The organism is Pantoea sp. UBA7232 (genome assembly GCF_002473195.1).
In the GTDB taxonomy this organism is placed as follows: domain Bacteria; phylum Pseudomonadota; class Gammaproteobacteria; order Enterobacterales; family Enterobacteriaceae; genus Pantoea; species Pantoea eucrina.
Genome location: NZ_DKTK01000004.1, coordinates 33,103 through 60,023 on the forward strand (window position 1 = coordinate 33,103; position 26,921 = coordinate 60,023).

The window sequence follows — 26,921 nt, forward strand, 5'->3', positions numbered from 1 at the left end:
GCGCGTCGCCGTCATTAAACGTCGAGATCGGCGAGATCGCCTTTCTCCTGTAGCCAGTTGCGGCGATCTTCGGAGCGTTTCTTCGCCAGCAGCATATCCATTACGCGCAGAGTCTGCTCAATATCCTCATCGGCAATGGTCAGCTGTACCAGACGCCGGGTATTTGGATCGAGCGTGGTTTCGCGCAGCTGCAGCGGGTTCATTTCACCCAGCCCTTTAAAACGCTGTACGTTCGGCTTGCCTTTTTTCCGCTTCAGCTGCTCCAGCACGCCCTCTTTTTCATCTTCATCCAGCGCATAATAGACCTCTTTACCGAGGTCGATACGATAGAGCGGCGGCATCGCAACATAGACGTGTCCCTGCTGCACCAGTGAACGGAAGTGCTTCACAAACAGCGCGCACAGCAGCGTGGCGATGTGCAGGCCATCGGAGTCCGCATCCGCCAGAATACAGATTTTGCCGTAGCGCAGCTGGCTCAGATCTTCGCTATCCGGGTCGATACCAATCGCTACGGAAATGTCATGCACCTCCTGCGACGCCAGTACCTCATCAGAAGAGACTTCCCAGGTGTTCAGGATCTTTCCCTTCAGCGGCATAATCGCCTGGTATTCGCGATCGCGCGCCTGCTTGGCTGAGCCGCCCGCTGAGTCACCCTCAACCAGGAACAGCTCGGTTTTATTCAGATCCTGGGCGGTGCAGTCTGCCAGCTTGCCGGGCAGCGCCGGCCCGCTGGTGAGTTTTTTACGCACCACCTTTTTCGCCGCACGCATACGGCGCTGCGCGCTGGAGATCGCCAGCTCAGCCAGCATTTCTGCCGCCTGCACGTTCTGATTCAGCCACAGGCTGAACGCATCTTTCACCACCGCCGACACAAAGGCCGCGCACTGGCGCGAGGAGAGACGCTCTTTGGTCTGACCGGCAAACTGCGGATCCTGCATTTTTACCGATAACACATAGGCGCAGCGATCCCAGATATCTTCCGCTGACAGCTTAACGCCGCGCGGTAAAATATTGCGGTATTCGCAGAATTCGCGCATGGCATCCAGCAGTCCCTGGCGCAGACCGTTTACGTGCGTTCCGCCCTGCATGGTCGGGATCAGGTTAACGTAGCTTTCCGTCAGCAGCTCGCCCCCTTCCGGTAACCACAGCAGCGCCCAGTCTACCGCTTCCACGTCACCGGCAAAGCTGCCCGTAAACGGCGTTTCCGGCAGCGTGGGCAGCCCATTGACCGCCTCACTCAGATAATCGGTCAGACCATCCTGATAGAGCCAGGTCTGCTCGCTGTTGTTCACCTTATCTTTAAAGACAATCTCAACGCCGGGACAGAGTACCGCTTTCGCTTTAAGCAGGTGTTTCAGGCGCGATACGGAGAAGCGCGGGCTGTCGAAGAAGCTGACGTCAGGCCAGAAATGCACGCTGGTGCCCGTGTTACGTTTGGCGACCGTACCTATCACTTTCAGGTCTTCAACCTTTTCGCCATGCTCAAAAGCGATACGATACACTTCACCATTGCGCCGTACGGTCACTTCCACCCGCGTGGAGAGCGCGTTGACAACCGAGATGCCTACGCCGTGCAGGCCACCGGAAAACTGATAGTTTTTACCGGAGAATTTACCGCCTGCGTGCAGCCGGCACAGGATCAGTTCAACGGCCGGTACGCCCTCTTCCGGATGGATATCGACCGGCATACCGCGCCCGTCGTCGATCACTTCCAGTGACTGATCGGCGTGCAGGATCACCTCGACCCGGCTGGCATGGCCCGCCAGCGCTTCATCCACGCTGTTATCGATAACTTCCTGACCCAGATGGTTTGGCCGGGTGGTATCGGTATACATCCCCGGACGGCGACGCACAGGCTCAAGGCCGGTCAGGACCTCAATCGCGTCAGCATTATAGTTTGATTGGCTCATTGTATTTGTCTGATGAACAAGAGAAAAAGGAGCCCATGACGCAGCTTAGGAGAGGGATAAACCCAGAAAATCTACTATCTGCGTAAAATGGCGTTCAAATCCGATAAAGGCGTGATTGCCACCCGCTTCAACCGTCTGCCGGCATGCGCTGTAGTAATTCAGTGCCTGGCGATAGTCGAGGATCTCATCGCCGGTCTGCTGCAATAGCCAGAGCAGATCGGGCGCATCAAGCGGGTCAATCTGCATCACTTTCAGATCGTAAATATGGCGTGACTCTAACACATATTGCTGGCCGGTGTAGGGATTACGGTTTTCGCCCAGATAATCCGTCAGCAGCTCAAACGGGCGTACCGCCGGATTCACTACCACCGCTGGCAGCATAAAACATTGCGACAGCCAGGTCGCGAAATAGCCGCCCAGCGATGAGCCAACCAGCCCCAGCGGTTCGCCGGTATGCTGCATCACCAGCTCTTCCAGCAGGCTGGCGGCCTCCTCCGGAAAAGCGGGCAGCTGAGGCACCAGAACATTTATGTGCGGCTGCGCTGCGGCGCACCACGCCTGCAGCTGCGTCGCTTTGGCTGACTGCGGCGAGCTATTAAATCCGTGCAGATAGAGCAGCGTGGCCATTAATCAGTACCCATCTGAGTCAAGGTCCGGCCGGAACATATCGCTTTGCAGGCGATTCACTTCCGTCTCCAGTGAGCCATCCGCCGCTAATGTCAGCCAGCGCCAGCCGGGGGCCAGCGTGTCGATGGTGAAACTGGTGCAGTGCGGTTTGAACTGGACGCAGGTAGAAGGCGAGGCCAGAACCCGGCGCCCCTGCCAGTGAAGATCAAGCTCCTGATGAATGTGGCCACACACCAGATGCTGCGCCTGCGGAAAAGCCTGTAACACCGCTTCCAGCTGGTGCGGGTTACGCAGGCTATGCTGATCGAGCCAGGTACAGCCGGAAGGCACCGGATGATGGTGCAGCAGGATGAGCGAGTGCCGCTCAGGAAACCGCGCAAGTGACGCTGCCAGCCACTCCAGCTGATAGTCGCTCAGCATGCCGTGTGGCACGCCAGATACCTGGCTATCGAGCAGCAGCAGCTGCCACTGCTCCCCCAGCAGAACGTGTTTATCTGCCGCTATGCCTGCTTCGGCGAGGGTATTCACCATGGCTGGCTGGAAATCGTGATTACCGGGCAGCCAGACGCATGGCTTTTGCAAGCGGGCAATACCGGCAACAAAATGCTGGTACGCTTCCACGGTATGATCCTGCGCCAGATCGCCGGTCGCGATAATCAGATCATATTCGTGCTGCTGTGCCGCGATAGCATCCAGCACCGCATCGAAGCTCGCCCAGGTGTTAACCCCCAGCAAAGATTGGTGCTTCCCCGCGAAGAGATGGGTATCAGTGATCTGCAGGATCCGGATTGCGGATCCTGGTGCCGCAGGAAAAGTGAGCAGGCTATCCAAAGCGTTTCCTTAATCTCCACGCCATCAATGCGTCAGACGCGTTTAGCAAACAGGCACGGCCAGAGCACCGTGCGCCAGGCAGTAGCGCAGCCAGTCAGCCAGAAACTGGTTAATCTGATGTTTTTCATCACGCTGATGCAATTTTTTATTAGGATAATCATAGCGTGCTTTAAAGCGATAGATCTGCTGTGTGGAACACACTTCAGCGACCATCGCATCGTGATAGAGCCGCACTGACATCGCGGGCAGACTCCAGTAGCTTACCGCCGGCGCCACCTGCCGGATTTCAACCAGCGTGGTATAACGCGTTGATTCTTCAATCGTCAGCTGATAACGGGCGCCGTTGACCTGATAGAGCACCGAGGCGCCTGCTTCATCACTGCGCGGCAGCAGGCGACGCAGCTGCGCGAAGTTCGTTTCGCACAGGCGCATCATTTCGGGAAAATCAGGGGTATAGCGCTGTTTCATTTTACCTTCCACTCACGTCGTAGTGTTTCATGGTGCAACGCCAGCCATTGCAGCGCAATGACAGAAGCTGCGTTATCAATAATCCCCTCTTCCACCCAGCGATAAGCCTGTTCGCGGCTCACCACATGTACGAGAATATCCTCATTCTCTTCCTCCAGCCCATGGTTCCCTTCTGCCAGGCTGGCATCCACTTCACCCACCAGCACCGACAACCGTTCAGAGGTGCCGCCAGGGCTGGCTAAATAACTGATAACCGGTTTCACGCGCCCGACATTCAGGCCCGCTTCTTCCTGTGCTTCGCGTCGTACGACCTCTTCCGGCGTTTCTCCGGGCTCAATGATACCTGCCACCATCTCCAGCAGCCAGGGTGTGGCGCTGGAATCAAGAGCCGGAATGCGGATCTGTTCGATTAAGACGACTTCGTCGCGCAGGGGATCATAGGGTAGCAGCACGGCGGCGTGTCCGCGCTCGAAAACTTCACGCACCACTTCACCACTCATTCCGCCATTAAAAAGGCGGTGGCGAAAGCGATAGCTGACGATGGAAAAAAAACCGTCATAACGGGTATCGCGTGCAATAATTTCTACATCGTTTTTTGTGAAAGTCACAGGGGATTTTTTTTCGCCCGCCATCGTCTGGTTCCTTATGCAGATTGGGATAGAGCATCGAAAAGCCAACCCTTGTGCTCCATCCGAGTGGTTCTTTCTGAATTATTTACGTAAATTAGGGAAAGAAGGCACGTTCAGCCAACCTATCTCTGACAGCGCCTCTGTAAAATCGGCGATTATTTTTTTGGCTTAGCAGCAGCACTTTTCGCGTCACAGGCTGCAACAAAAGGAATGCAAATGAAAAAACTGCTCCCATTTTTTATTGGACTGAGCCTGGGCGGATTCAGCCTTGCCAGCCAGGCAGAAAACCTGCTGCAGGTTTATCAGCAGGCGCGCCTGAGCAATCCCGATCTGCGTGCCTCTGCCGCCGATCGCGACGCTGCGTTTGAAAAGATCAACGAAGCGCGCAGCCCGTTGCTGCCGCAGCTGGGCCTGGGTGCAGATTACACCTATAACAACGGCTATCGTGATAACAGCGGACTGAACACCACTACCAAAAGCGCCTCGCTGCAATTAACGCAGACGATTTTTGATATGTCAAAGTGGCGCAGCCTGACGCTGCAGGAAAAAACTGCCGGCATTCAGGATGTCACCTACCAGGTCGCGCAGCAGGATCTGATCCTCAATACCGCTACCGCCTACTTCAACGTGCTGAATGCGATTGATACGCTCTCATATACCGAAGCGCAGAAACAGTCCATTTATCGCGAGCTGGATCAAACCACGCAGCGCTTTAATGTCGGCCTGGTGGCGATTACCGATGTACAGAACGCCCGCGCCCAGTATGACAGCGTGCTGGCGAACGAAGTGACGGCCCGAAACACGCTGGATAATGCGGTTGAATCGCTGCGTCAGATCACCGGGATGGACTACCTCTCCCTGGCCTCGCTGAGCATCGATCGCTTTAAAACAGCACGGCCTGATGCGGTCGCCAGCCTGTTAAAGCAGGCTGAGAGTCGCAACCTTAACCTGCTCTCTGCGCGCCTGAGCCAGGATCTGGCTCGTGAGCAGATCCGCTATGCTGAATCGGGCCATATGCCTACGCTGGATCTGACGGCATCGACCGGTCTGTCTAACAATAAATATAGCGGCAGCCGGGCGAATCAAAGCATCACCAATAACGACTCGATCTCGGGTTCAAATCAGGTCGGCCTGAGCTTCTCATTACCGCTCTACAGCGGTGGTTCAGTGACCTCGCAGGTGAAACAGGCGCAGTACAACTTTGTCGCCGCCAGCGAACAGCTGGAAGGCGCGCATCGCAGCGCGGTGCAGACCGTACGCTCCTCGTTTAACAACGTGAATGCGTCAATCAGCAGCATTGATGCGTACAAACAGGCAGTGATCTCTGCGCAAAGCTCACTCGACGCCTCTGAAGCCGGCTATCAGGTGGGTACCCGTACGATTGTTGATGTACTGGACGCGACCACTACGCTGTTTAACGCTAAACAGCAGCTCTCTAACGCGCGCTACAGCTATCTGATTAACCAGCTGAATATCAAATATGCGCTGGGTACTCTCAATGAGCAGGACCTGCAGCAGCTGAACAGCGCGCTGGGCAAAGAGGTGACGACCTCACCTGAAGTCGTCGCGCCGGAAAACAGCCAGCAGACTGCACAGGCCGACAGCGCACCGCAGGCGGCAGCTTCCGCTCCGGCGGCGTCTGTTCAGCCGGCAGCGCGCAACAGCGGCAATCCATTCAGCCGCTGACAGCAAAAGGGGCCCCTGCGGCCCCTTTCGCATTTGAACGTATAGCTACGTAAAGATCCGCGCCCTGTCAGGCTTCACGCTTTAAATCCCCCCTCGCATCACCTATCCTGACTGCAACTCTGGGTACAGGATAATCACTATGAAACGGACAAAAAATATCCGTCATGCCGCTTTTCGTAAAGGCTGGCAGGCACGTCATCTTACGCCCGTCGCGCTGGCGGTCACTGCAGTATTTATGCTGGCAGGCTGCGAACAGAGCGACGAAACAGTTTCGCTCTATCAGAATGCTGACGACTGTGCGAAAGCCAATCCGGATCAGAGCGGTCAGTGTAAAGCCGCTTATAACAATGCGCTGAAAGAGGCGGAGCGCACCGCGCCTAAATATGCCTCACGCGAAGATTGTGTGGCGGAATTTGGCGAAAATCAGTGCCAGCAGGCACCGGCTCAGGCGGGTGCGGGCACCACCGCAAACAATGCCGAAGCACAGCACAGCGGCGGCTTCTGGATGCCGCTGATGGCTGGCTACATGATGGGACGTATGATGGGCGGCGGCGCCGGTTTTGCTCAGCAGCCGCTGTTTTCCCCTAAAACGCCTGCCAGCCCGGCTAACGGACAGTTCGTAGACGCCGCCGGTAAAAACTATGGCTCAGCGACCTCTGGACGTACCATGAACGTGCCTAAAACCGCCATGGCACCTAAACCGGCCACGACCTCGACCATTACCCGAGGTGGCTTTGGTGAGACGGTCGCGAAGCAAAACAGTATGCAGCGCAGCAGCGCCAGCGGCACCAGCAGTCGCTCGCTGGGAGGCTAAGCGCCGTATGCAACGTATTGCTATCAGCGAACGCCCGGGCTGGCGCGCAAAAGCCACTGAATATGGCTTTCAGTTTCACACGATGTATGGTGAGCCCTACTGGTGTGAAGAGGCCTATTATCAGTTCACGCTGGCACAGGTAGAGACGCTGGAAAGCGTTACGGCAGAGCTGCATCAGATGTGCCTGCAGGCGGTGGAAAAAGTGGTTAACAGCGATGCGCTGCTGACCCGCTTCTGCATTCCGAAACACACATGGGAGTTTGTCCGCGAATCCTGGGCTCAGCGTCAGCCTTCGCTCTATTCCCGTCTGGATCTGGTGTGGGATGGCAGCGGTGAGATCAAGCTGCTGGAAAACAACGCCGACACGCCGACGTCACTCTATGAGGCCGCTTTTTTTCAGTGGATCTGGCTCGAAGATCAGCTCAAAGCGGGCAACCTGCCGGCGGGCAGCGATCAGTTTAACAGCCTGCAGGAGAAGCTGATTGAGCGGTTTGCGGTTCTGCAGCAGCAGCACGGCTTTAACTGGCTGCACTTTGCCTGCTGCCGTGATACGGAAGAGGACCGCGCGACGGTACAGTATCTGCAGGATTGCGCCACAGAAGCGGGACTTCCCGGCGAGTTTCTCTATATCGACGAGATTGGACTAGGGGAAAAAGGCCAGTTTACCGACCAGCACGATCGCGTCATCAGCAACCTGTTCAAGCTCTACCCCTGGGAGTTCATGCTGCGCGAGGTGTTCTCGACCAAGCTGGCCGATGCCGGCGTACGCTGGCTGGAACCCGCCTGGAAAAGCATCCTCTCCAATAAAGCCCTGCTGCCGCTGCTGTGGGAGATGTTTCCGGGCCATCCCAATCTGCTGCCCGCCTGGTTTGCAGATGACAGCCAGGCGCCGCAGATGGATAAATATGTGGTGAAGCCGCTCTTCTCCCGTGAGGGCGCCAACATCCGTATTATTGAAAACGGCAATGAAATTGCGCGCGCTGACGGTCCCTATGGCGAAGAGGGTATGATTATCCAGCAGTTCTGCGCGCTGCCCCGATTTGGCGACAGCTATACGCTGATTGGCAGCTGGCTGATAGACGATCAGCCGGCGGGGATTGGCTTACGCGAAGATCGGGCGCTGATCACCCAGGATCTGTCGCGCTTCTATCCGCATACTTTTATCGGCTAACCTGGTGGCGCATTCCGGTGCGCCCCCTTCCGGCCTGCGACGCCGCGGGCCGTTATCCCACCTGCGCTGACAGCATACTGATTGCGCCCATCTCCATGCCCTCAACCGGCACGCTGACCGCCTCACCCGCTGCGCGTGCGCCCAGAATATAGAGCAGCGGCAGATAGTGTTCAGCGGTCGGATGCGAAAGCGCCGCGCCCGGATGCTGCTGATAGTTAACCAGCGGATGATCGGCTGCCAGCGCGTCGCTGGGCAGATTATCGCGCACATACTGGTTAAACGCTTCGGCCCATGGATACGCCGGCGCACTCCCCTGCCACTGCAGCTTGCGCAGGTTATGTACCACGTTGCCGCTCGCAACCAGCAGGATCCCCTCATCGCGCAGCGCAGCCAGCTTACGTCCGGCCTCAAAATGCCATGCGGCGGGCCGGGTACTGTCCACGCTGAGCTGCACCAGCGGAATATCCGCCTCAGGATAGATTTTGGCCAGCAGGCCCCACGAGCCGTGATCGAACCCCCAGCTCTCATCTTTTTCTGCCGCCGGCAGCAGCTCCGTTACGCGCTGCGCCAGCGCAGGCGATCCGGGTGCCGGGTAGCGCACGTCAAACAGCGCCTGCGGAAATCCGCCGAAATCGTGAATAGTGCGTGGCTGTTCCATGGCGGTTACCCGCGTTCCGCGCGTGTACCAGTGCGCGGAAATCGCGAGAATAGCGCGCGGGCGCGGCAGATCTCTGCCCAGCTGCTGCCATACCCGGGTATAACGGTTCTCTTCCAGCACGTTCATCGGGCTGCCATGACCCAGAAACAGAGCAGGCATACGGCCATCACACATTTTCACACCTCATCGCTGTTGCTTTCATAAGCGTCACAATACGCGCTTGCCAGGCCACTTAAACGCGGAGAAGCGTGATAATGTCTGTCAGCAAATTTGAATAAGCGTGAACGACATAACTTTACGCTTAATAACTCGATATTTTATAAGGTTAATTATAATGTAACTGGTAATCATTATCATCATGGAGCTTGCTATGTCGGTGCCTTTACTGCTCACTATTCTGGCCGGTGGTGCCACCTTTATTGGCGCCCTGTTTGGCATTCTCGGTCAAAAGCCGTCAAACCGTCTGCTCGCCTTTGCGCTCGGCTTCGCCGCCGGCATTATGCTACTGATTTCGCTGATGGAGATGCTGCCAGCGGCGCTGCATACTGCGGGAATGTCACCGATGCTGGGATACGGTATGTTTATGCTCGGCCTGATCGGCTATTTCGCGATGGATCGCCTGCTGCCGCATCAGCATCCGCAGGATCTGATGGCCACTCAGGGTCGTCCGGTTAACCTGAAGCGAACCGCTGTGCTGCTGACGCTGGGCATCAGCCTGCACAATTTTCCTGAAGGGGTCGCCACCTTTGTTACCGCCAGCAGCGATATGGAGCTGGGGCTGGGCATCGCTTTAGCCGTGGCCATCCACAATATTCCTGAAGGACTGGCGGTTGCCGGGCCGATGTACGCGGCGACCGGTTCCAAAGCCAAAGCGCTGTTCTGGGCCTGTATTTCTGGTATGGCGGAAATTCTGGGCGGCGTCATTGCCTTTCTGCTGCTCGGTCCGGCGCTGTCGCCGGTAGTGATTGCTGCCATTATGGCCGCCGTCGCAGGGATTATGGTCGCACTTTCGGTGGATGAACTGATGCCGCTGGCGCGCGAAATCGATCCGCACAATAACCCGAGCTATGGCGTGCTGTGTGGGATGACGGTGATGGGGCTGAGTCTGACGCTGCTGCAGACCGCCGGCGCGGGCTGATTTCCCGCCCTCCGGCTGGTCTGCTTTTGTATGCCAGCTTTAGCTGGCCTGACGGGTCTCACGCTGGCGGCGGTAAGCCACCAGATCTTCAATGGTCACCACGGGCATATCATGCTGCTGCGCAAACGCGATCGCTTCAGGGGCGCGCGCCATGCTGCCATCGTCGTTAGTCAGCTCGCACAGGACGCCAGCTGGCCTGAAGCCCGCAAGCGTGACCAGATCGAGCGTGGCCTCGGTATGACCGCCGCGCGTCAGTACGCCACCTTCGCGCGCGCGCAGCGGGAAAACGTGTCCCGGACGGTGCAGGTCAGCCGGTTTAGCGTTATCAGCAATCGCGGCGCGGATAGTGGTGATGCGGTCAGCTGCAGAGACGCCGGTGGTCACCCCCGCTGCGGCTTCAATCGTAACGGTAAATCCGGTGCCGTAAGAGCTGGTGTTGTTCTCTACCATCATCGGCAGATCGAGCTGCTGGCGGCGGGCCTCATTGATGCAGAGGCAGACAATACCGCTGCCGTGGCGGATAGTCAGCGCCATCTGCTCTGTGGTCATGGTCTCGGCGGCAAAAATCATGTCGCCTTCGTTCTCGCGATCTTCATCGTCAAGAACCATCACACCGCGACCGTTACGCAGTGCGTCAAGTGCACGTTCTACACGCTGTTCCGGCGTGCCAAATTCAGAAAGAAGCGTCTGATTCATGGTAATTAACCTTAAAATATTATGAGTTACCAGAACCAGGGCGAGCTTAGGAGTGCGTGAAAAATACACATGGCAAAAACGTGACGCGGGCATAAACCCGGCTGATGTCGTTACCCTCTCCCATCCGGACTTTAACCGTCGGCCCCGGAATCACACCGGATCTGCTGTCCTTTTGCACGGTAGCAAAAGCGCTCGCGGGCTTTCAGCAGAAGCTGATTTACCGCCGGTGGGGAATTTCGCCCCGCCCTGAGAATAAGCAAAATCACTATAGCGTTATTCACCGGGACGGGCAATCGACAAAAGTGCAATTGCTTTTGCACATCATGCGTTGCGGATTTCGGGTTTAACCTTTTTGGTTCTGGCATTACACTTACTTCTTGTACCGTCGGAAAACGTGCTGCTCACAGCCACCGCAATCAGGAAATAACCATGATCGACACAAAAAAAATTGAACAACTGGCGCGCCAGGTCCATGAAGCGATGCCGAAAGGCATCCGCGACTTTGGCGACGACGTGGAGAAGAAAATCCGGCAGGTTCTGCAGGCGCAGCTGACCCGTATGGATCTGGTTAACCGTGAAGAGTTTGATGTGCAGACTCAGGTCCTGCTGCGCACCCGCGAAAAGCTGGCAGCCCTGGAGCAGCGTCTGGCTAAACTGGAGAGTGAAAGCCCGGCGGCACCGGCGCCAGCAGTGGTGACGCCCGATCCGGCCGGTAAAATCGATACGCCACAGTAAATATTATCAGCCGGGTGGCTGCTGCCCCCGGCTGTCTGCTCAGTGACTGCGGATCGTTTTAATAATGTTGGTGGTGGAGATGCCATCTTCAAAGTTAAGCACGCGTACGTCACCGCCGTTGGCCCACACTTCTTTGCTGCCTGCGATCTCTTCCGGCTTGTAATCTCCGCCTTTCACCAGCAAATCCGGCAGCACATCGGCAATCAGACGCTGCGGCGTATCTTCTTCAAACAGTACGACCCAGTCCACCGCTTCGAGTGCGCTCAGCACGATCATCCGGTTCTCCTGCGGATTAACCGGCCGGGTTTCGCCTTTAAGACGTCGGGTTGACGCGTCGCTGTTCACCGCCACAATCAGCCGATCGCCCAGCTTGCGGGCATTGGCGAGATAAGAGACGTGTCCTGCATGCAGGATGTCAAACACGCCGTTGGTCATCACCACTTTCTCGCCGCGCTGACGCGCCTGAGCCACGGCGGTTTTCAGCTCGCTCTCCGTCATCACGCCAAAGCCGCTTTCGGGACGTGCATGAATAGCGTTCTCCAGCTCCACCGTACTGACGGTGGAGGTTCCCAGCTTGCCCACCACGACGCCTGCCGCCGCGTTGGCAAGGAAACAGGCGTTTTCCAGCGTGTCACCTGCCGCAAGGACCGCGGCCAGGACGCCAATAACCGTATCGCCGGCACCGGTCACGTCATAGACTTCCTGCGCCTGCGTCGGCATATGCAGGGGCGCTTTACCCGGCTGCAGCAGCGTCATGCCGTTTTCAGAACGGGTCACCAGCAGCGCTGAGAGCGCATAGTCAGCGATCAGCTGCATTCCCCGGCTGACGATGTCCGCTTCGGTTTTACATTTGCCGGCAACGGCTTCAAATTCAGACAGGTTTGGCGTCAGCAGGGTTGCACCGCGATAGCGCTCAAAGTCGGTGCCCTTCGGGTCGATCAGTACCGGTACACCCGCTTCGCGGGCCAGCCCGATCATGGTCTGGACGCTGCTCAGGGCACCTTTAGCGTAGTCTGACAGCACCAGCGCGCCAGCCTGTGACAGCGACTGACGCATACGATCGTGGATGGGCTGCGGATCGACCTGATCAAAGCCCTCTTCAAAATCCAGCCGGATCAGCTGCTGGTTGCGCGACAGCACGCGCAGCTTGGTGATGGTGGGATGCGTTTTTAGCGCCACAAAGTCACAGCTGACGTTAACCTGCTCCAGCGTGCGGCTCAGTACCTGCGCGGCATCATCCTCACCGGTCAGCCCAATCAGACGCGATGCGGCACCCAGCGCGGCAATGTTCATTGCCACGTTGGCCGCGCCGCCCGGACGCTCCTCAATGGTATCCACTTTGACGACCGGCACCGGCGCCTCGGGTGAAATGCGGCTGGTCGGGCCATACCAGTAGCGGTCTAACATCACATCGCCAACAACCAGTACGGTGGCCTTGCCAAACGCGGGCAGTGTTACTTTCATTTCAGAGACTCCAGACTACGCTCAAAATATTGCGCGGATAATACCATATACCCGCCGCAGGGTAAGATGCCGCCGCACGCCTCAACTGTCTGGCTCAACCGTGCCCAGCCAGCGCTGCCAGCTGGCGTTGACAATGCCGCGCTCGCGGGCAAAACGATCCGGTGCCACGTGACCCGGCAACGCCTGCAGGGCCAGATGATGCAGCGCATCACGCAGCGTGACGTAAGCATGCGTCAGCGCCTGCGCTTCCTGCGCGGGCATAATATCGTGCTCCGCCATCAGAGCAAAAATGCGCACGTTATCTGACCAGCGCGTCAGGGCCGGCCGATCCGCTGCTGACGCTAAGACCAGATACTGGGCAATGAATTCAATATCGGTAATACCGCCTGCATCTGTTTTTATCTCCCAGCGCCCTTTATGTTTGTTGCTCAGGTGCGCACGCATCTTTTCGCGCATTTCACGTACCTCAGCCCGCAGCGGTGCTATTGCACGGGGCAGGCTGAGAATAGCGTGGCGGATCTGCGTAAAACGCGCCATCAGCGCCGGCTCACCAAAGACAATACGCGCACGCACCAGCGCCTGATGCTCCCAGGTCCAGGCATCATTACGCTGATACTCTTCAAAGGCGTCGAAGGTGCTGACCAGCATGCCTGCTGAGCCAGAAGGACGCAGGCGGGCATCCACCTCATACAAAATACCGGAGGCGGTGCGGGTGCTGAAGAGATGCATGATGCGCTGCGCCAGACGCAGATAAAACTGCCTTCCGTCGATGACGCGTTCACCGTCAGTCTCTGCACTCTCCGGACAATCATGCAGAAACACCAGATCGAGATCGGAGCTGTAGCCAAGCTCCCAGCCCCCCAGCTTGCCATAGCCGACCACGGCAAAGCCGCGCTCATCGTCACGCGTCAGATGTGATGGCCGCCCATAGCGCTGTACCATCATCTGCCAGGCCTGCTGCACCACCGACTCGATCATCGCCTCTGCCAGCCAGGTTAAGTGATCGCTTACTTTCATTACCGGCAGCGTTCCGGCGATATCTGCTGCGGCAATACGCAAGAGCTGCGCCTGTTTGAACTGGCGCACCGCCTCCAGCTGCTGCTCTTCATCCTCTGCCGGAATACGCAGCAGATATTGCCGCAGTTCGTCACGGTAGGCGTCAGTGGCAGTGGGCTGATACAGCGTGGCGGGGTCGAGCAGCTCATCCAGCAGCAGCGGATAGCGCGCCAGCTGGCTGGCAATCATTGGTGAGGCGGCACAGAGACGGATCAGGTGACGCAGCGCGCCGTGATACTCAGTCAGCAGCTCAAGATAGGTGCTGCGCGTCAGCACCCCCAGCAGCAGCGGCGTCAGGCGCTCCAGTACGCTGTCGGCATCCTCACGCGAAGCGATCTCCCCCAGCAGGCGCGGCATCAGCTGGTCGAGCGCCAGCCGGCCACGCGGCCCGATTGTGCGCCGGCTGGCATCCTGCCGGAAGTCATTAAGCACGTAAAAAAAACGCTGCCGCTGCGTTTCATTCAGCTGCGGCACCACCGGCGTCAGCTCATGCTCCTCCAGCGTGTCCTGCCAGAGTGCCGCAAATTCCGCCAGTTCCGGCTGGTCATCAACGTCCGGGGCATCGTCGCCAATCAGCTCATCAAACACCGCTCGTACGGCGGCCATGTGCGCCGTTAGCTGTGCCGTCAGCGCTTCCCAGTCAGCGCAGTTCATCGCCCACGCCAGACGCTCCCGGTTGAGCGCATCCTGCGGCAGCGTCTGCGTCTGCTCATCATTGATGCTCTGCAGCAAATTCTCCAGCCGGCGTAAAAAAAGGTAGGCGTCATGCAGCTGACTGACCTGCTGCGGACGCAGCAGCTCCAGCTCACCGATGGCCTGCAGCACTGGCAGCAGTGAGCGCGACTGAAGTGAGCGCTCACGTCCACCACGAATCAGCTGAAATACCTGCACAATAAATTCGATTTCGCGGATACCGCCGGCACCCAGCTTGATATTATCTTTCAGGCCGCGACGGCGCACTTCACGCGCGATCATCCCTTTCATGTTACGCAGCGACTGAATCACGCTGAAATCGATATAGCGGCGATAGACAAACGGCCGCAGCATCTGCTGCAGCGCCTGGCTCCACTCGCCGCGATCGTCGCCCATCAGACGCGCTTTGACCATGGCGTAGCGCTCCCAGTCACGCCCCTGCTCCTGATAGTAATCTTCCAGCGCCGCAAAGCTCATCACCAGCGGGCCGCTATCGCCGAACGGACGCAGTCGCATATCCACGCGGTAAACAAAACCATCGACGCCAGGCTGATCCAGCACTTTTATCAGGCGCTGCCCCATGCGGGTAAAAAACTGTGCGTTGTCCAGCTCGCGTCGCCCGCCGCGCGTGACGCCGCTCTCCGGCCAGGCAAAGATCAGATCGATATCAGAGGAGAAGTTGAGTTCTCCGCCACCCAGCTTGCCCATGCCGAGGATCAGCAGCGGCTGCGGCTCGCCCGCCTCGTTGCAGGGCGTGCCAAAATCGCGACAGCAATCCTGCCACACGCGATCGCGGGCGGCAGCGATCAGGCTTTCTGCCAGTACGCTAAGCTGCGTCAGGCTCTGTTCGGTCGTGGCGTGCTGCAGCGCCTGCATCCAGGCGATACGCACCAGCATATGCCGGCGGAACAGGCGCAGCTCACGCATCAGCGCGGCCTCGCTATCCGCATGCTGCAGCGCCTGCTGCAGCCACAGAGCATAGTGCTGCCATTCATCAGGCTGAGGAGGCTGCTGCTGCAGTTGCTGCCACCATGCTGGCTGCTGCTGCAGGTTATCTGCGATAAAGTCACTGAAGGCCAGCGCGCCAGCCTGTTCAGACGTCAGCGCCGGCAGCGACAGCTGCAGGCGTTCTGCGATGCCGGCCAGCTGCGCCTGCATCAGCGAAGGTAACGGTAACTGCATCCTCTCTCCCTGAATTTTTACATAGTGTTGTTAACGCCTGACGCCGCTGCTCAGCCAGAATGGCGGCTGGCGCATGACCATCGTAGCGAGCTGAATCAGGCCGTGCTGCTGTTTTTCCCGGATGGCGAGCTGCAGCTCCTGCCATCCCGCCATCCACTGACACACCTCTTCAGCCGGATACGCCGCCGCCAGCAGACAGACAGCCAGCAGCTGCCGCTGCAGACGCGTGGCCTTATCCTGAAACTCGCTGACCAGTTTTACATCCGTAAAGGTTTCCCGCAGATCCGCTGCCACGCGGCTTAGCATGATGTCGCAAAAGCGTTTATAAGAGCCCTGCAGCTTGATCTGGTTTTTGCTGTCGATCCACGGCTGCCACTGCGCTTCTGCCAGCCAGCACGTCAGCGCCATCTGCGCCTCGACTGAGGTGGCAGAGAAACAGAGGGTTTCCGCACTGATAGCATCATCCTGCAGCAGCTCCTCAAGACGGGTCAGCTTCTGGCGCAGCTCGCTGTTAGCCTTACGCGGCACCAGCGCACCAAACAGCGAAAACGCCTGACGCAGCGTTTCCAGCGCCTCCAGCACGGCGTGTCGCGCAGCCGGATTACCGCGCAGCCAGACCTCTTCATGATACTGCCAGTGATCCAGCGCGGCGCTGAGCGCGGCGATCATCCCCTGCTCTACTGTCGCTTTTGGCGTCACTTTCAGCAGCGGCAGCGCCCGAACCGGACGCAGCGCGTCGCCCTGCGCCAGCTGATAGCCACGCGCGGCTTTGCTCAGGCTGCCGGGACGGAGTCCGCCGCCCGCTGCCAGCGTCTGCGCGAGCCTGAGCAGATCGGCAGGCGTGCCCTGTTTAAGCTCCAGCTCAACTTCACACAGCGGTTCGCTAAGCTCGCCGGCCGCCACGCTGCCCTGATCGAAGGCAATTTCAATCGTGCTGTTACCTGCCTCTACCGTCCAGGTTTCGCGCCGGAAATGCGTGCTGAATAGTGGCTGCAGCCGCTGCTGCAGGGTGGCAATATCAGTACCCTGCGGCCAGATCTCTGCCGGCAGCCGGGCGATATCAAGCTGCGGCGCCGTTATATCCACGTTGTACTCCGGGCGCTGATGCAGACCGCCCAGCGTCTGACCCGCCGCCTTAAGCGTCATCTCATAACGCTTGTCCACACCCCGGATGCGCAGCCCCATATCCCAGCGGCGCAGCTGGTTGTCGTCCGTTTCATAATAGATATTCGTCAGCTCGCGGGCGGCTTCATGCTGATGCGGCCAGGCGGCCAGTGTCTCTGCCAGGGTGGCGGCAGCCTGCGGGGTGGCAATGAACTTTAATTCGATTTCAGTGGTCATAATTTTTTATTTACTACGCTGCTGGCACTTATACGGTTAATCTGGCGAGAGTAATGCACCACAAGCACGCTGTCTCGGCTTTCTTGTGCTTTTACGCCCCTTTTCGCGCCGGATTGAGACCAGGATAGTTCTCATTCAGATTTATGCGAGGCAACTCCAGACTGTGCCGGTAAATTTACGCCCATCAAGAAAATACGACATCGAATGAAAAAAATTACACTTGCCGCCCTTTCTTTGCTGGCTTTCAGCGCCATCACCCCCGCTCACGCTGCTGATGAAAAGCGTTATATCTCCGATGAGTTATCAACCTGGGTACGCAGCGGTCCGGGCGATCAGTATCGCCTGGTCGGTAAGCTGAACGCCGGGGAAGAAGTTACCGTACTGCAGACCAACAGCGATGCGCAGTATGCGCAAATCCGCGATGCAGAAGGCAAAACCAACTGGATCCCGCTGTCGCAGCTCAGCGCGACCCCAAGCCTGCGCACCCGCGTGCCACAGCTGGAGCAGCAGGTTAAAGATCTGACTGACAAGCTGGCTAATATCGACAACAGCTGGAATCAGCGCACGTCAGAAATGCAGAACAAAGTCGCTAACAGCGACGGCACGATTGATGGTCTGAAACAGGAAAACCAGAAGCTCAAAAATGAGCTGATTGTGGCGCAGAAAAAAGTGAGCGCAGCCAACGTACAGCTGGATGACAAACAGCGCACCATCATTATGCAGTGGTTTATGTACGGGGGCGGCGTACTGGGCGTTGGCCTGCTGCTGGGCCTGCTGCTGCCACATATGGTGCCGCGCCGTAAAAAGAAAGATCGCTGGATGAATTAATCTGCCGTACGCCAGCCGTTTGTCCGGGGGGGATCGCCAGATGCCCCCTTTCGCATGCCCGCTTTTCCACCAAAGTATGCAACAATTACGAAACAGGCGCCTGACGCGCAGTTATCTGAATACCTCTGGAGTTGTTGAGTGAAAACCTTTCTGGTCGGTGGTGCGGTGCGTGATGCCTTACTGCAGCTGCCGGTAAAAGATCGTGACTGGGTGGTGGTTGGCGCCACGCCTGATGAGATGCTGGCGCAGAACTATCAGCAGGTAGGCCGCGATTTTCCGGTCTTTTTACATCCGCACAGCCGTGAAGAGTATGCGCTGGCGCGCACTGAGCGCAAACAGGGCAGCGGCTACACCGGCTTTATCACGCACTTCGCGCCCGACGTCACGCTGGAGCAGGATCTGCAGCGGCGCGATCTGACCATTAACGCCATCGCGCAGGCGGAAGATGGCAGCCTGATCGATCCCTGCCACGGCCAGCGCGATCTTGCCAGCCGCACGCTGCGTCACGTTTCGGCAGCGTTCAGCGAAGATCCGCTGCGCGTGCTGCGCGTGGCGCGCTTTGCCGCCCGCTATGCCCACCTTGGCTTTCGCATTGCCGCTGAAACGCAGGCGCTGATGGCAGAGATGGCTGCCAGCGGCGAGCTGGCGCATCTGACGGCAGAGCGCGTCTGGAAAGAGACGGAAAATGCATTGCTGACGCGCAATCCGCAGGTCTATTTCCAGGCGCTGCGCGACTGTGGCGCACTGCAGGTGCTCTTTCCGGAGATCGATAATCTGTACGGCATTCCTGCCCCGCCGAAGTGGCACCCGGAGATCGATACCGGTGTGCATACGCTGATGACGCTGACGCTGGCGGCCGCGCTCTCTGATGAGCTTGACGTGCGCTTCGCTACGCTGTTTCACGATGTCGGCAAGGCGCTGACTCCTCCGGAGAAGTGGCCGTCGCATCACGGTCATGGCCTGGCGGGTGTCCCGCTTGTCGCCGCTCTGTGCCAGCGGCTGCGCGTCCCTAATCACGTACGCGATCTGGCGCTGATCGTGACAGAGTTCCATGACATCGTGCACACCATTGAGCGACAGTCAGCGGCGGCGCTGGTGGCGCTGTTTGATCGCATCGACGCCTGGCGTAAGCCGGAGCGGGTGGAAAAGATGGCGCTGACCAGTGAGGCGGACGCGCGCGGACGCGCCACGCTCGAGAGTATGCCCTATCCGCAGGGTAACTATCTGCGTCAGGCGTTTGCGCTCGCGCAGGCGGTACCGGTGCAGCAGGTGATTGCAGCAGGCTTTAAAGGCGCAGAGGTGCGGGAAGAGCTGGGCAGGCGCCGGATTGCGGCTATCGAAGAGACGCTGATTGGTGCGCGGCCGGCATAACCCGCCGCGCAACCGCTGTTACATAAACACGGCGTAAACCGCTGCTGCAACGATAAAGCGATAGATGGCGAACGATACAAACGAGATACGCTTGATCAGCTCAAGGAAGACTTTGATTGCCAGCAGCGCCACGATAAACGCGGTAATAAAGCCCACTGCGAACATCGGGAAATCCTGCATCGTCAGGAAGCCCATGCTTTTGTAGAGGTCCAGCACGGTCGCGCCCATCATCATCGGCACGGCGAGAATGAAAGAGAATTCCGACGCTGCGTAGCGGCTGACGCCCATCAGCATACCGCCTGAAATCGTCGCACCCGAGCGGGAAAAGCCCGGCCACAGCGCCAGGCACTGGAAGCAGCCAATCATAAACGCCTGACGATAGGTGATATCATCCACGCCCACCGCTTTTGGCTGTTTTGGCTTCAGGAACTCTGCCGCCAGCAGCAGCACACCGCCCACCACCAGGGCATACATGACGTTGATCGGATTAAACAGCGTTTTGATCTGATCGTGCAGCAGTAAACCGATCACCACCGCCGGGATCATCCCGAGCAGAATGTGGATCAGCGTCAGCTTACCGGTACCGGTGCCTTCATGACGCTCCTGACCAAAATGGATACCGATCAGGCCAAACAGACGTCGCCAGAACATTACGACCACTGCCAGAATCGATCCGAGCTGGATCACCACTTCAAACGTCTCTGCTTTATCGCCCTCAAATCCCAGCAGGTGCCCGACAATAATCATATGGCCCGTGGATGAGACCGGCAGAAACTCGGTCAGCCCCTCGACGACCCCGAGGATCGCAGCGACCCATAGCTGATGCATATCTGCCATCAAAATTTTCCCCTATCCGTTTTAAACAGTAAAAAGGCGGTCGCAAACTGCTACCGCCTGAAATTATGCCGGCGTTGATCTGAAGAAAACCTTAGAGTTTTCTGCCACTTCGTTTCGCTTAACGCAACGGCCTCAGCTAAGACACACCATAATTTGATTTGGTTTCATTGTGATGGCAATCACAGGGGGTTTATTTAGGAATTGTCCCGCGCTCAATACGCACGCCAACGCTCGCCGCCTGGGCTACTGCACCCGGCTTACCTACCCGGATACGCACGCCGGGCGTTTTGAAACGATTCATCAACAGATCGCAGATTTCTTCTGCGACGCGCTCGACCAGCGCAAACCGGTTTCCCTGCAGATGCGAGAGGATGGCGTCGGTGACATCGGCATAACTCAGACAGTCGCTGACATCGTCGCTGGCCGCGGCACGCCGGTTGTCCCAGGCCATTTCGACATCGAGCACCAGCTTCTGCTGCATGCCCTGTTCCCAGTCGTATACGCCAATGGTGGTGAACACGGTGAGTTGTTCTATAAATACGATATCCATGATGTCACTCTCTGTTTTTGGCCAGGCCGGATACCACTTCCGGCGGATTATGCGTATTATCCACGCTTACCGGCAACAAAACGACCCAAAAGGAACGGTACGACGCTATGAGTGCTATCGCGCTTGGTATGATTATTTTCGCGTATCTTTGCGGCTCGATTTCCAGTGCGATACTGGTCTGTAAACTCGCAGGCTTGCCCGATCCGCGTATCTCAGGCTCCGGTAACCCTGGCGCCACAAACGTCCTGCGCATCGGCGGCAAAGCGTCAGCAGCGGCGGTACTGATATTTGATGTGGCCAAAGGAATGGTTCCGGTCTGGATCGCCTGGATGCTGCACGTGACGCCTATGTATCTTGGCCTGACCGCGATAGCTGCCTGCCTGGGTCATATCTATCCGGTCTTTTTCCGCTTTCGCGGTGGCAAAGGCGTGGCGACAGCGTTTGGCGCGATTGCGCCGATTGGCTGGGATCTTACCGGCCTGATGACCGGGACGTGGCTGCTGACCGTGCTGCTGAGCGGCTACTCCTCGCTGGGTGCCATTGTCAGCGCGCTGATCGCCCCGTTCTACGTCTGGTGGTTCAAGCCGCAGTTTACGTTTCCGGTTTCCATGCTCTCCTGCCTGATCCTGCTGCGGCATCATGACAATATTCAGCGGCTCTGGCGCGGACAGGAAAATCGCGTCTGGAAACGGAAAAAAAAGAAAGAATAAAAAAAACCGGCTGCGCGCCGGTTTTTTATTTTCAGATAGCGGGCAGTTCCGCCAGCGGCCAGCGCGGACGGACGCTGACGCCGAGCTCACCCCGTGTGCCGCCCTTCAGACGCACCATGCCGGCATAGGCGATCATCGCGCCGTTATCGGTGCAGAACTCAGGCCTGGCATAAAACACCTCGCCGCCGCGTGCGCTCATCATCTCTGCCATTCGCGCGCGCAGCGTGCGGTTGGCGCTGACGCCACCGGCGATCACCAGCCGCGTAAAGCCGGTTTGCTCCAGCGCGCGTTTGCACTTGATCATCAGCGTATCCACGACCGCATCTTCAAATGCGCGGGCGATATCTGCCCGCGCCTGTTCGTCGCCGTCATGCTCGCGAATAGTATTTGCCGCAAAGGTTTTCAGCCCTGAAAAGCTGAAATCGAGGCCCGGGCGATCGGTCATCGGACGCGGGAAGCGGAAGCGGTTCGCAACACCCTGCTGCGCCATGCGCGACAGCATGGGGCCGCCCGGATAGTCCAGACCCAGCAGCTTGGCCGTTTTATCAAACGCCTCACCCGCCGCATCGTCAATTGACTCGCCCAGCAGCGTATATTCGCCGATACCGGTGACGCTGATAAGCTGCGTATGTCCGCCGGAGACCAGCAGCGCGACAAACGGGAACGCCGGCGGATTCTCCTCCAGCATCGGAGCCAGCAGATGGCCTTCCATATGATGTACCGGGACCGCCGGCACATTCCAGGCGAACGCCAGCGCGCGGCCAATCGTGGCGCCGACCAGCAGTGCACCCACCAGACCCGGACCGGCGGTATAGGCGACCGCATCGATATCGCTGGCCTGCAGGTTTGCCTCTTTCAGCGCGGCCTGTATCAGCGGCACCGTTTTACGTACATGGTCGCGCGATGCCAGTTCCGGCACAACGCCGCCGTAGTCAGCATGCAGCTTCACCTGGCTATACAGCTGATTCGCCAGCAGACCGGACGCATCGTCATAAATCGCGATGCCGGTTTCATCGCAGGACGTTTCAATACCCAGAACTCGCATAGCTTTATCACCCTCTTCTTGCGGCGCGCAGTGTAGCACAGGCAAATCTGCCGCCGGACTACTTTGACGGGAAAAAGTGTTTTTCTGCCGCACAAAGAGTGCGCTATACTCCACGGCCTGAAAAAACCGGCAGCCGCACAGGCAAACGCTCCTGTTGGTTCTAAATTGTCCATGGTGCTTTACAAGCCGGCCCCGGCTGGAGTAAAATGCTGCACCATTTTGAGATGTGCTGACGCCGCAGTCAGCAGCAAAAACCGAATTTTATCGAGGTGAGAGTTACATGCCGGTAATTAAAGTACGTGAAAACGAGCCATTCGACGTAGCACTGCGTCGCTTCAAGCGTTCCTGCGAGAAAGCAGGCGTTCTGGCTGAAGTTCGTCGTCGTGAGTTTTATGAAAAACCAACGACCGAGCGTAAGCGCGCTAAAGCGTCAGCAGTTAAGCGTCACGCCAAGAAACTGGCTCGCGAAAACGCACGCCGCACTCGTCTGTACTAATTTCCTTCGGAAGTTCGCTTCCGCCGCGTGTTAAACGCAGACAGAGTCAAGTAAGAGGCCGTGCTTTCCGAAAGGAAGCGCGGCTTGTTGCCGTTTAAGAGCTGAAAAAAATCGGGGCTTATGGCTGGACGAATTCCACGCGTTTTTATCAATGATTTACTTGCCCGCACGGATATCGTGGATCTTATCGATGCCCGCGTTAAGCTGAAAAAGCAGGGTAAGAACTATCACGCGTGCTGTCCATTCCATAACGAAAAAACCCCCTCTTTTACCGTCAGCGGTGAAAAGCAGTTTTACTACTGCTTTGGCTGTGGTGCCAAAGGCAACGCTATCGACTTCCTGATGAATCACGATCGTCTGGAATTTGTCGAAAGCGTTGAGGAACTCGCCACCCAGCACGGCCTTGAAGTGCCGTACGAAACAGGCAGCGGCCCCAGCCCGATTGAGCGTCATCAGCGTCAGAGTCTTTACCAGCTGCTGGAGAAACTGGATGGTTTCTATCAGCAAAGCTTCCGCAGTCCGGGAGCAGAGGCGGCCCAGCGCTATTTAGGCTCGCGCGGGCTCAGCCAGCAGGTGATCGATCACTTTGCGATTGGCTATGCGCCTGCCGGCTGGGATAACGTGCTGAAGCGTTTCGGAGAGCAGCAGGAAGACCGCGAGTCGCTGATGGAAGCGGGCATGCTGGTCACCAATGATAAAGGCCGCAGCTACGATCGCTTCCGCGATCGCGTGATGTTCCCGATCCGCGATAAGCGTGGTCGCGTGATTGGCTTTGGCGGACGCGTGCTGGGTAATGATACGCCTAAGTATCTGAACTCGCCGGAAACACCGATTTTCCATAAAGGCCGCCAGCTCTATGGCCTGTATGAAGCACAAAAAAACCATCCTCAGCCGGCGCGCCTGCTGGTGGTGGAGGGCTATATGGATGTGGTCGCCCTGGCACAGTTCGGCATCGATTATGCCGTGGCGTCGCTGGGGACCTCCACCACAGCTGAACATATTCAGCTGCTGTTCCGCTCGACTGACACGGTTATCTGCTGTTATGACGGCGACCGGGCCGGTCGCGAAGCCGCCTGGCGCGCGCTGGAAACCGCCCTGCCCTACATGAATGACGGGCGTCAGCTACGCTTTATGTTTCTGCCTGATGGCGAAGATCCCGATACGCTGGTGCGTAAAGAGGGAAAAGAAGCGTTTGAAGCACGCATGGAGCAGGCGATGCCGCTCTCGGTGTTTCTGTTTGACAGCCTGATGCCACAGGTGGATTTGAGCACCCGCGATGGTCGCACCAAGCTGGCGACGCTCGCTCTGCCGCTGATTAGTCAGATCCCGGGCGAAACGCTGCGGATCTATATGCGCCAGACGCTGGGTAATAAGCTCGGCATTCTGGACGATAACCAGTTAGACAAGCTGATGCCAAAGGCGGCAGAAAACGCGACGCCGCCCGTCGCGCCGCCGCTGAAGCGCACCACGATGCGCGTACTGATTGCGCTGCTGGTGCAGAATCCGCAGTTTGCGACGATTGTGCCCACGCTTGACGGGCTGGCGCAGTCAAAACTTGCCGGCCTGTCGCTGTTTGTTGACCTGGTCAGCCGCTGCACAGAGAATCCTGGCCTGACGACCGGACAGCTACTAGAGTTATATCGCGGGACAAATTTTAGCCAGCCCCTTGAAACACTGGCCACCTGGAACCACATGATAGTGGATGAGGAAGCCGAAGCGGTGTTTCAGGACTCGCTGGCAAGTATATATGATGCTGCGCTGGAGCAGCGCCTGGAAGCGCTGATTGCGCGTGAGCGTACCGAAGGGCTCAGTGCCGCTGAGCGGCGCGAATTCTGGGCATTAAGCCAGGCATTAGCGAAAAAATAAGATTCAGCCAGGCCAGAATGGCGGAGTATTCCCCGTTCTGGCCTGCGGCTTTCGGTTTACACGCCATATAAGCGGAACCGGAGCACAACGATTTCAGACCGAATATCAAGCGGCTTAAGTGCCGAACTAAAAGGGGCTGCAGCCCTGGCCGCGTTGAAGGCAGCGGCAAAAACATAATGCCTTCACTGTTATAGTTGGCTCGCTGCCGACCGACACCAATCTAATTAACAGAAGTGTGGATACCGTCTTATGGAGCAAAACCCGCAGTCACAGCTTAAGCTGCTTGTCACCCGTGGTAAGGAGCAGGGCTATCTGACCTATGCTGAGGTCAATGACCATCTGCCGGAAGATATCGTCGACTCCGATCAGATCGAAGACATCATCCAGATGATCAACGATATGGGTATCCAGGTGGTGGAAGAAGCCCCTGATGCCGATGATCTGATGCTGAATGAGAACAGCTCCGATACAGATGAAGATGCTGCAGAAGCGGCCGCGCAGGTCTTATCCAGCGTTGAATCTGAAATCGGGCGCACAACCGATCCGGTGCGCATGTATATGCGTGAAATGGGTACCGTAGAGCTGCTGACGCGCGAAGGCGAAATCGACATCGCCAAGCGTATCGAAGACGGTATCAACCAGGTGCAGTGCTCTGTTGCCGAATATCCGGAAGCTATTACCTACCTGCTCGATCAGTACGATCGTGTGGAAGCGGGCGAATCGCGCCTGTCCGATCTCATCACCGGCTTTGTCGATCCTAACGCTGAAGAAGATCTCGCCCCCACTGCCACCCACGTTGGTTCTGAGCTGTCTGAAGAAGATCGCAATGACGACGAAGAGGAAGATGAAGAGAGCGACGACGACGACAGCAGCGACGACGACAACTCTATCGATCCGGAACTGGCGCGCGAGAAGTTCCTTGAGCTGCGCACCCAGTATGAAGCAGCCCGCACCGTTATTAAGGCGAAAGGCCGCAGCCACGCTGATGCCGTTGCAGAAATCAACAACCTTTCTGAAGTCTTCAAGCAGTTCCGCCTGGTGCCGAAGCAGTTCGACTACCTGGTAAACAACATGCGTGAAATGATGGAGCGCGTGCGTACGCAAGAGCGCCTGATCATGAAGCTGTGTGTCGAACTGTGCAAAATGCCGAAGAAGAACTTTATTACGCTGTTCACCGGTAATGAAACCAGTGAGAGCTGGTTTAAAGCAGCCCTGGCGATGAACAAGCCGTGGTCTGAAAAGCTGAAAGATGTTGAAGAAGATGTCATGCGCTCGCTGCAGAAGCTGCTGCAGATTGAGGAAGAGACCGGCCTGACCATCGAACAGGTTAAAGACATCAACCGTCGCATGTCGATCGGCGAAGCGAAAGCGCGCCGCGCGAAGAAAGAGATGGTTGAAGCTAACCTGCGTCTGGTTATCTCTATCGCGAAAAAATATACCAACCGCGGCCTGCAGTTCCTTGACCTGATTCAGGAAGGCAACATCGGCCTGATGAAAGCGGTTGATAAGTTTGAATATCGCCGTGGCTATAAGTTCTCAACCTACGCCACCTGGTGGATCCGTCAGGCGATCACCCGCTCTATTGCCGATCAGGCGCGTACCATCCGTATTCCGGTGCATATGATTGAGACCATCAACAAGCTCAACCGTATCTCGCGCCAGATGCTGCAGGAGATGGGCCGCGAGCCGACGCCGGAAGAGCTGGCTGAGCGCATGCTGATGCCGGAAGATAAGATCCGCAAGGTGCTGAAGATCGCCAAAGAGCCTATCTCCATGGAGACGCCGATTGGTGATGACGAAGATTCGCATCTGGGCGATTTCATCGAAGATACCACGCTGGAGCTGCCGCTGGACTCTGCTACCTCTGAGAGCCTGCGTTCTGCGACCCACGACGTGCTGGCGGGCCTGACCGCGCGCGAGGCGAAAGTCCTGCGTATGCGTTTTGGTATCGATATGAACACCGACCACACGCTGGAAGAAGTGGGCAAGCAGTTTGACGTAACGCGTGAGCGTATTCGTCAGATTGAAGCCAAAGCGCTGCGCAAACTGCGTCACCCGAGCCGCTCGGAAGTGCTGCGCAGCTTCCTCGACGATTAATCGTCTGCAGGAAAACAAAAAC

Annotated in this window: 24 protein-coding genes and 1 riboswitch; of the genes, 11 read left to right on the plus strand and 13 right to left on the minus strand. The window is 57.6% G+C overall.

Annotated features, from left to right (window positions below; all coding sequences use genetic code 11):
- Positions 1 to 14: 14 nt before the first annotated feature.
- From parE to nudF, 5 genes are read right to left on the minus strand one after another with little or no spacing between them, the layout of a single operon-like run.
- Positions 15 to 1,910 (minus strand): DNA topoisomerase IV subunit B, encoded by a 1,896-nt coding sequence (gene parE, locus B4056_RS01350; RefSeq protein ID WP_039380200.1) that lies wholly within the window; start codon positions 1,908 to 1,910, stop codon positions 15 to 17.
- Between the two features lie 45 nt (positions 1,911 to 1,955).
- Positions 1,956 to 2,537, minus strand: a complete 582-nt coding sequence (gene yqiA / locus B4056_RS01355) for an esterase YqiA (protein WP_039380202.1) — start codon at positions 2,535 to 2,537, stop codon at positions 1,956 to 1,958.
- Positions 2,538 to 2,540: 3 nt separating this feature from the next.
- Positions 2,541 to 3,368 (minus strand): 3',5'-cyclic-AMP phosphodiesterase, encoded by an 828-nt coding sequence (gene cpdA / locus B4056_RS01360; RefSeq protein ID WP_094110972.1) that lies wholly within the window; start codon positions 3,366 to 3,368, stop codon positions 2,541 to 2,543.
- 42 nt (positions 3,369 to 3,410) lie between these two features.
- Positions 3,411 to 3,836, minus strand: coding sequence for a DUF1249 family protein (locus B4056_RS01365; protein ID WP_039380208.1), 426 nt, complete (start codon positions 3,834 to 3,836; stop codon positions 3,411 to 3,413).
- Positions 3,833 to 4,468: an ADP-ribose diphosphatase gene (gene nudF / locus B4056_RS01370; RefSeq protein WP_039380210.1), complete on the minus strand. Its 636-nt coding sequence runs from the start codon at positions 4,466 to 4,468 to the stop codon at positions 3,833 to 3,835. The genes B4056_RS01365 and nudF overlap by 4 nt, the downstream gene beginning before the upstream one ends.
- A gap of 213 nt (positions 4,469 to 4,681) precedes the next feature.
- On the opposite strand from nudF, the gene tolC reads away from it, so the two are divergent.
- From tolC to B4056_RS01385, 3 genes are all read left to right on the plus strand, one after another.
- Positions 4,682 to 6,151 (plus strand): outer membrane channel protein TolC, encoded by a 1,470-nt coding sequence (gene tolC / locus B4056_RS01375; protein ID WP_039380213.1) that lies wholly within the window; start codon positions 4,682 to 4,684, stop codon positions 6,149 to 6,151.
- A 139-nt stretch (positions 6,152 to 6,290) separates the two neighbouring features.
- Positions 6,291 to 6,965, plus strand: coding sequence for a DUF1190 family protein (locus B4056_RS01380; protein ID WP_039380215.1), 675 nt, complete (start codon positions 6,291 to 6,293; stop codon positions 6,963 to 6,965).
- A gap of 7 nt (positions 6,966 to 6,972) precedes the next feature.
- Entirely contained in the window at positions 6,973 to 8,136 is a 1,164-nt protein-coding gene (locus B4056_RS01385) for a glutathionylspermidine synthase family protein (protein WP_288653566.1), read from the plus strand.
- A 52-nt stretch (positions 8,137 to 8,188) separates the two neighbouring features.
- Here the strand turns inward: B4056_RS01385 and ygiD are convergent, their stop codons facing one another.
- Positions 8,189 to 8,968 carry a 4,5-DOPA dioxygenase extradiol gene (gene ygiD, locus B4056_RS01390; RefSeq protein ID WP_288653567.1) on the minus strand — a complete coding sequence of 260 codons (780 nt, stop codon included), beginning with the start codon at positions 8,966 to 8,968 and terminating at the stop codon, positions 8,189 to 8,191.
- Between the two features lie 196 nt (positions 8,969 to 9,164).
- On the opposite strand from ygiD, the gene zupT reads away from it, so the two are divergent.
- Positions 9,165 to 9,932 carry a zinc transporter ZupT gene (zupT, locus tag B4056_RS01395; RefSeq protein WP_039380219.1) on the plus strand — a complete coding sequence of 256 codons (768 nt, stop codon included), beginning with the start codon at positions 9,165 to 9,167 and terminating at the stop codon, positions 9,930 to 9,932.
- Between the two features lie 39 nt (positions 9,933 to 9,971).
- On the opposite strand, the gene ribB is transcribed toward zupT, so the two are convergent.
- A complete protein-coding gene (gene ribB, locus B4056_RS01400; RefSeq protein WP_039380221.1) occupies positions 9,972 to 10,628 on the minus strand; it encodes a 3,4-dihydroxy-2-butanone-4-phosphate synthase in 657 nt (218 codons plus the stop codon).
- A gap of 108 nt (positions 10,629 to 10,736) precedes the next feature.
- A riboswitch (FMN riboswitch) is annotated at positions 10,737 to 10,886 on the minus strand.
- A gap of 171 nt (positions 10,887 to 11,057) precedes the next feature.
- Here ribB and ubiK point away from each other — a divergent pair.
- Complete coding sequence (gene ubiK / locus B4056_RS01405) at positions 11,058 to 11,363, plus strand: ubiquinone biosynthesis accessory factor UbiK (RefSeq protein WP_034828368.1); 306 nt, start codon at positions 11,058 to 11,060, stop codon at positions 11,361 to 11,363.
- 39 nt (positions 11,364 to 11,402) lie between these two features.
- Here ubiK and hldE read toward each other — a convergent pair whose 3' ends face one another.
- The 3 genes from hldE to B4056_RS01420 all read right to left on the minus strand — a co-directional run bounded on the left by hldE (position 11,403) and on the right by B4056_RS01420 (position 17,099).
- A complete protein-coding gene (hldE, locus tag B4056_RS01410; RefSeq protein WP_039380223.1) occupies positions 11,403 to 12,827 on the minus strand; it encodes a bifunctional D-glycero-beta-D-manno-heptose-7-phosphate kinase/D-glycero-beta-D-manno-heptose 1-phosphate adenylyltransferase HldE in 1,425 nt (474 codons plus the stop codon).
- Positions 12,828 to 12,908: 81 nt separating this feature from the next.
- On the minus strand, positions 12,909 to 15,758 hold the full coding sequence (glnE, locus tag B4056_RS01415; RefSeq protein ID WP_288653571.1) for a bifunctional [glutamate--ammonia ligase]-adenylyl-L-tyrosine phosphorylase/[glutamate--ammonia-ligase] adenylyltransferase: 2,850 nt from the start codon (positions 15,756 to 15,758) through the stop codon (positions 12,909 to 12,911).
- 30 nt (positions 15,759 to 15,788) lie between these two features.
- Complete coding sequence (locus B4056_RS01420) at positions 15,789 to 17,099, minus strand: inorganic triphosphatase (RefSeq protein ID WP_288653573.1); 1,311 nt, start codon at positions 17,097 to 17,099, stop codon at positions 15,789 to 15,791.
- 204 nt (positions 17,100 to 17,303) lie between these two features.
- Here B4056_RS01420 and B4056_RS01425 point away from each other — a divergent pair, with 204 nt between their 5' ends.
- Together B4056_RS01425 and B4056_RS01430 are read left to right on the plus strand one after the other, a co-directional pair.
- The gene (locus tag B4056_RS01425; RefSeq protein WP_094110976.1) at positions 17,304 to 17,927 is read left to right on the plus strand and encodes a TIGR04211 family SH3 domain-containing protein; all 624 of its coding nucleotides are present in this window, start codon (positions 17,304 to 17,306) and stop codon (positions 17,925 to 17,927) included.
- A 138-nt stretch (positions 17,928 to 18,065) separates the two neighbouring features.
- On the plus strand, positions 18,066 to 19,298 hold the full coding sequence (locus B4056_RS01430; protein ID WP_094110977.1) for a multifunctional CCA addition/repair protein: 1,233 nt from the start codon (positions 18,066 to 18,068) through the stop codon (positions 19,296 to 19,298).
- Between the two features lie 18 nt (positions 19,299 to 19,316).
- Here the strand turns inward: B4056_RS01430 and bacA are convergent, their stop codons facing one another.
- The gene (bacA, locus tag B4056_RS01435) at positions 19,317 to 20,135 is read right to left on the minus strand and encodes an undecaprenyl-diphosphate phosphatase (RefSeq protein WP_039380233.1); all 819 of its coding nucleotides are present in this window, start codon (positions 20,133 to 20,135) and stop codon (positions 19,317 to 19,319) included.
- A gap of 190 nt (positions 20,136 to 20,325) precedes the next feature.
- Positions 20,326 to 20,685 carry a bifunctional dihydroneopterin aldolase/7,8-dihydroneopterin epimerase gene (gene folB / locus B4056_RS01440; RefSeq protein ID WP_039380236.1) on the minus strand — a complete coding sequence of 120 codons (360 nt, stop codon included), beginning with the start codon at positions 20,683 to 20,685 and terminating at the stop codon, positions 20,326 to 20,328.
- 107 nt (positions 20,686 to 20,792) lie between these two features.
- On the opposite strand from folB, the gene plsY reads away from it, so the two are divergent.
- On the plus strand, positions 20,793 to 21,395 hold the full coding sequence (plsY, locus tag B4056_RS01445; RefSeq protein WP_039380238.1) for a glycerol-3-phosphate 1-O-acyltransferase PlsY: 603 nt from the start codon (positions 20,793 to 20,795) through the stop codon (positions 21,393 to 21,395).
- 31 nt (positions 21,396 to 21,426) lie between these two features.
- On the opposite strand, the gene tsaD is transcribed toward plsY, so the two are convergent.
- Complete coding sequence (gene tsaD / locus B4056_RS01450) at positions 21,427 to 22,440, minus strand: tRNA (adenosine(37)-N6)-threonylcarbamoyltransferase complex transferase subunit TsaD (RefSeq protein ID WP_094111032.1); 1,014 nt, start codon at positions 22,438 to 22,440, stop codon at positions 21,427 to 21,429.
- A gap of 280 nt (positions 22,441 to 22,720) precedes the next feature.
- Between tsaD and rpsU the strand changes: the two genes are divergently transcribed.
- From rpsU to rpoD, 3 genes are all read left to right on the plus strand, one after another.
- Positions 22,721 to 22,936, plus strand: coding sequence for a 30S ribosomal protein S21 (gene rpsU, locus B4056_RS01455; protein ID WP_001144069.1), 216 nt, complete (start codon positions 22,721 to 22,723; stop codon positions 22,934 to 22,936).
- Between the two features lie 120 nt (positions 22,937 to 23,056).
- The gene (dnaG, locus tag B4056_RS01460; protein ID WP_039380239.1) at positions 23,057 to 24,802 is read left to right on the plus strand and encodes a DNA primase; all 1,746 of its coding nucleotides are present in this window, start codon (positions 23,057 to 23,059) and stop codon (positions 24,800 to 24,802) included.
- A gap of 249 nt (positions 24,803 to 25,051) precedes the next feature.
- Positions 25,052 to 26,899 (plus strand): RNA polymerase sigma factor RpoD, encoded by a 1,848-nt coding sequence (gene rpoD / locus B4056_RS01465; RefSeq protein WP_039380242.1) that lies wholly within the window; start codon positions 25,052 to 25,054, stop codon positions 26,897 to 26,899.
- Positions 26,900 to 26,921 lie beyond the last annotated feature (22 nt).

What these genes read in the sequence shown, in the direction of transcription:
- parE (WP_039380200.1), bottom strand. Translation starts at nt 1,910, where the DNA reads ATGAGCCAATCAAACTATAATGCTGACGCGATTGAGGTCCTGACCGGC.
- yqiA (WP_039380202.1), bottom strand. Translation starts at nt 2,537, where the DNA reads ATGGCCACGCTGCTCTATCTGCACGGATTTAATAGCTCGCCGCAGTCA.
- B4056_RS01365 (WP_039380208.1), bottom strand. Translation starts at nt 3,836, where the DNA reads ATGAAACAGCGCTATACCCCTGATTTTCCCGAAATGATGCGCCTGTGC.
- nudF (WP_039380210.1), bottom strand. Translation starts at nt 4,468, where the DNA reads ATGGCGGGCGAAAAAAAATCCCCTGTGACTTTCACAAAAAACGATGTA.
- tolC (WP_039380213.1), top strand. Translation starts at nt 4,682, where the DNA reads ATGAAAAAACTGCTCCCATTTTTTATTGGACTGAGCCTGGGCGGATTC.
- B4056_RS01380 (WP_039380215.1), top strand. Translation starts at nt 6,291, where the DNA reads ATGAAACGGACAAAAAATATCCGTCATGCCGCTTTTCGTAAAGGCTGG.
- B4056_RS01385 (WP_288653566.1), top strand. Translation starts at nt 6,973, where the DNA reads ATGCAACGTATTGCTATCAGCGAACGCCCGGGCTGGCGCGCAAAAGCC.
- ygiD (WP_288653567.1), bottom strand. Translation starts at nt 8,968, where the DNA reads ATGTGTGATGGCCGTATGCCTGCTCTGTTTCTGGGTCATGGCAGCCCG.
- zupT (WP_039380219.1), top strand. Translation starts at nt 9,165, where the DNA reads ATGTCGGTGCCTTTACTGCTCACTATTCTGGCCGGTGGTGCCACCTTT.
- ribB (WP_039380221.1), bottom strand. Translation starts at nt 10,628, where the DNA reads ATGAATCAGACGCTTCTTTCTGAATTTGGCACGCCGGAACAGCGTGTA.
- ubiK (WP_034828368.1), top strand. Translation starts at nt 11,058, where the DNA reads ATGATCGACACAAAAAAAATTGAACAACTGGCGCGCCAGGTCCATGAA.
- hldE (WP_039380223.1), bottom strand. Translation starts at nt 12,827, where the DNA reads ATGAAAGTAACACTGCCCGCGTTTGGCAAGGCCACCGTACTGGTTGTT.
- glnE (WP_288653571.1), bottom strand. Translation starts at nt 15,758, where the DNA reads ATGCAGTTACCGTTACCTTCGCTGATGCAGGCGCAGCTGGCCGGCATC.
- B4056_RS01420 (WP_288653573.1), bottom strand. Translation starts at nt 17,099, where the DNA reads ATGACCACTGAAATCGAATTAAAGTTCATTGCCACCCCGCAGGCTGCC.
- B4056_RS01425 (WP_094110976.1), top strand. Translation starts at nt 17,304, where the DNA reads ATGAAAAAAATTACACTTGCCGCCCTTTCTTTGCTGGCTTTCAGCGCC.
- bacA (WP_039380233.1), bottom strand. Translation starts at nt 20,135, where the DNA reads ATGGCAGATATGCATCAGCTATGGGTCGCTGCGATCCTCGGGGTCGTC.
- folB (WP_039380236.1), bottom strand. Translation starts at nt 20,685, where the DNA reads ATGGATATCGTATTTATAGAACAACTCACCGTGTTCACCACCATTGGC.
- plsY (WP_039380238.1), top strand. Translation starts at nt 20,793, where the DNA reads ATGAGTGCTATCGCGCTTGGTATGATTATTTTCGCGTATCTTTGCGGC.
- tsaD (WP_094111032.1), bottom strand. Translation starts at nt 22,440, where the DNA reads ATGCGAGTTCTGGGTATTGAAACGTCCTGCGATGAAACCGGCATCGCG.
- rpsU (WP_001144069.1), top strand. Translation starts at nt 22,721, where the DNA reads ATGCCGGTAATTAAAGTACGTGAAAACGAGCCATTCGACGTAGCACTG.
- dnaG (WP_039380239.1), top strand. Translation starts at nt 23,057, where the DNA reads ATGGCTGGACGAATTCCACGCGTTTTTATCAATGATTTACTTGCCCGC.
- rpoD (WP_039380242.1), top strand. Translation starts at nt 25,052, where the DNA reads ATGGAGCAAAACCCGCAGTCACAGCTTAAGCTGCTTGTCACCCGTGGT.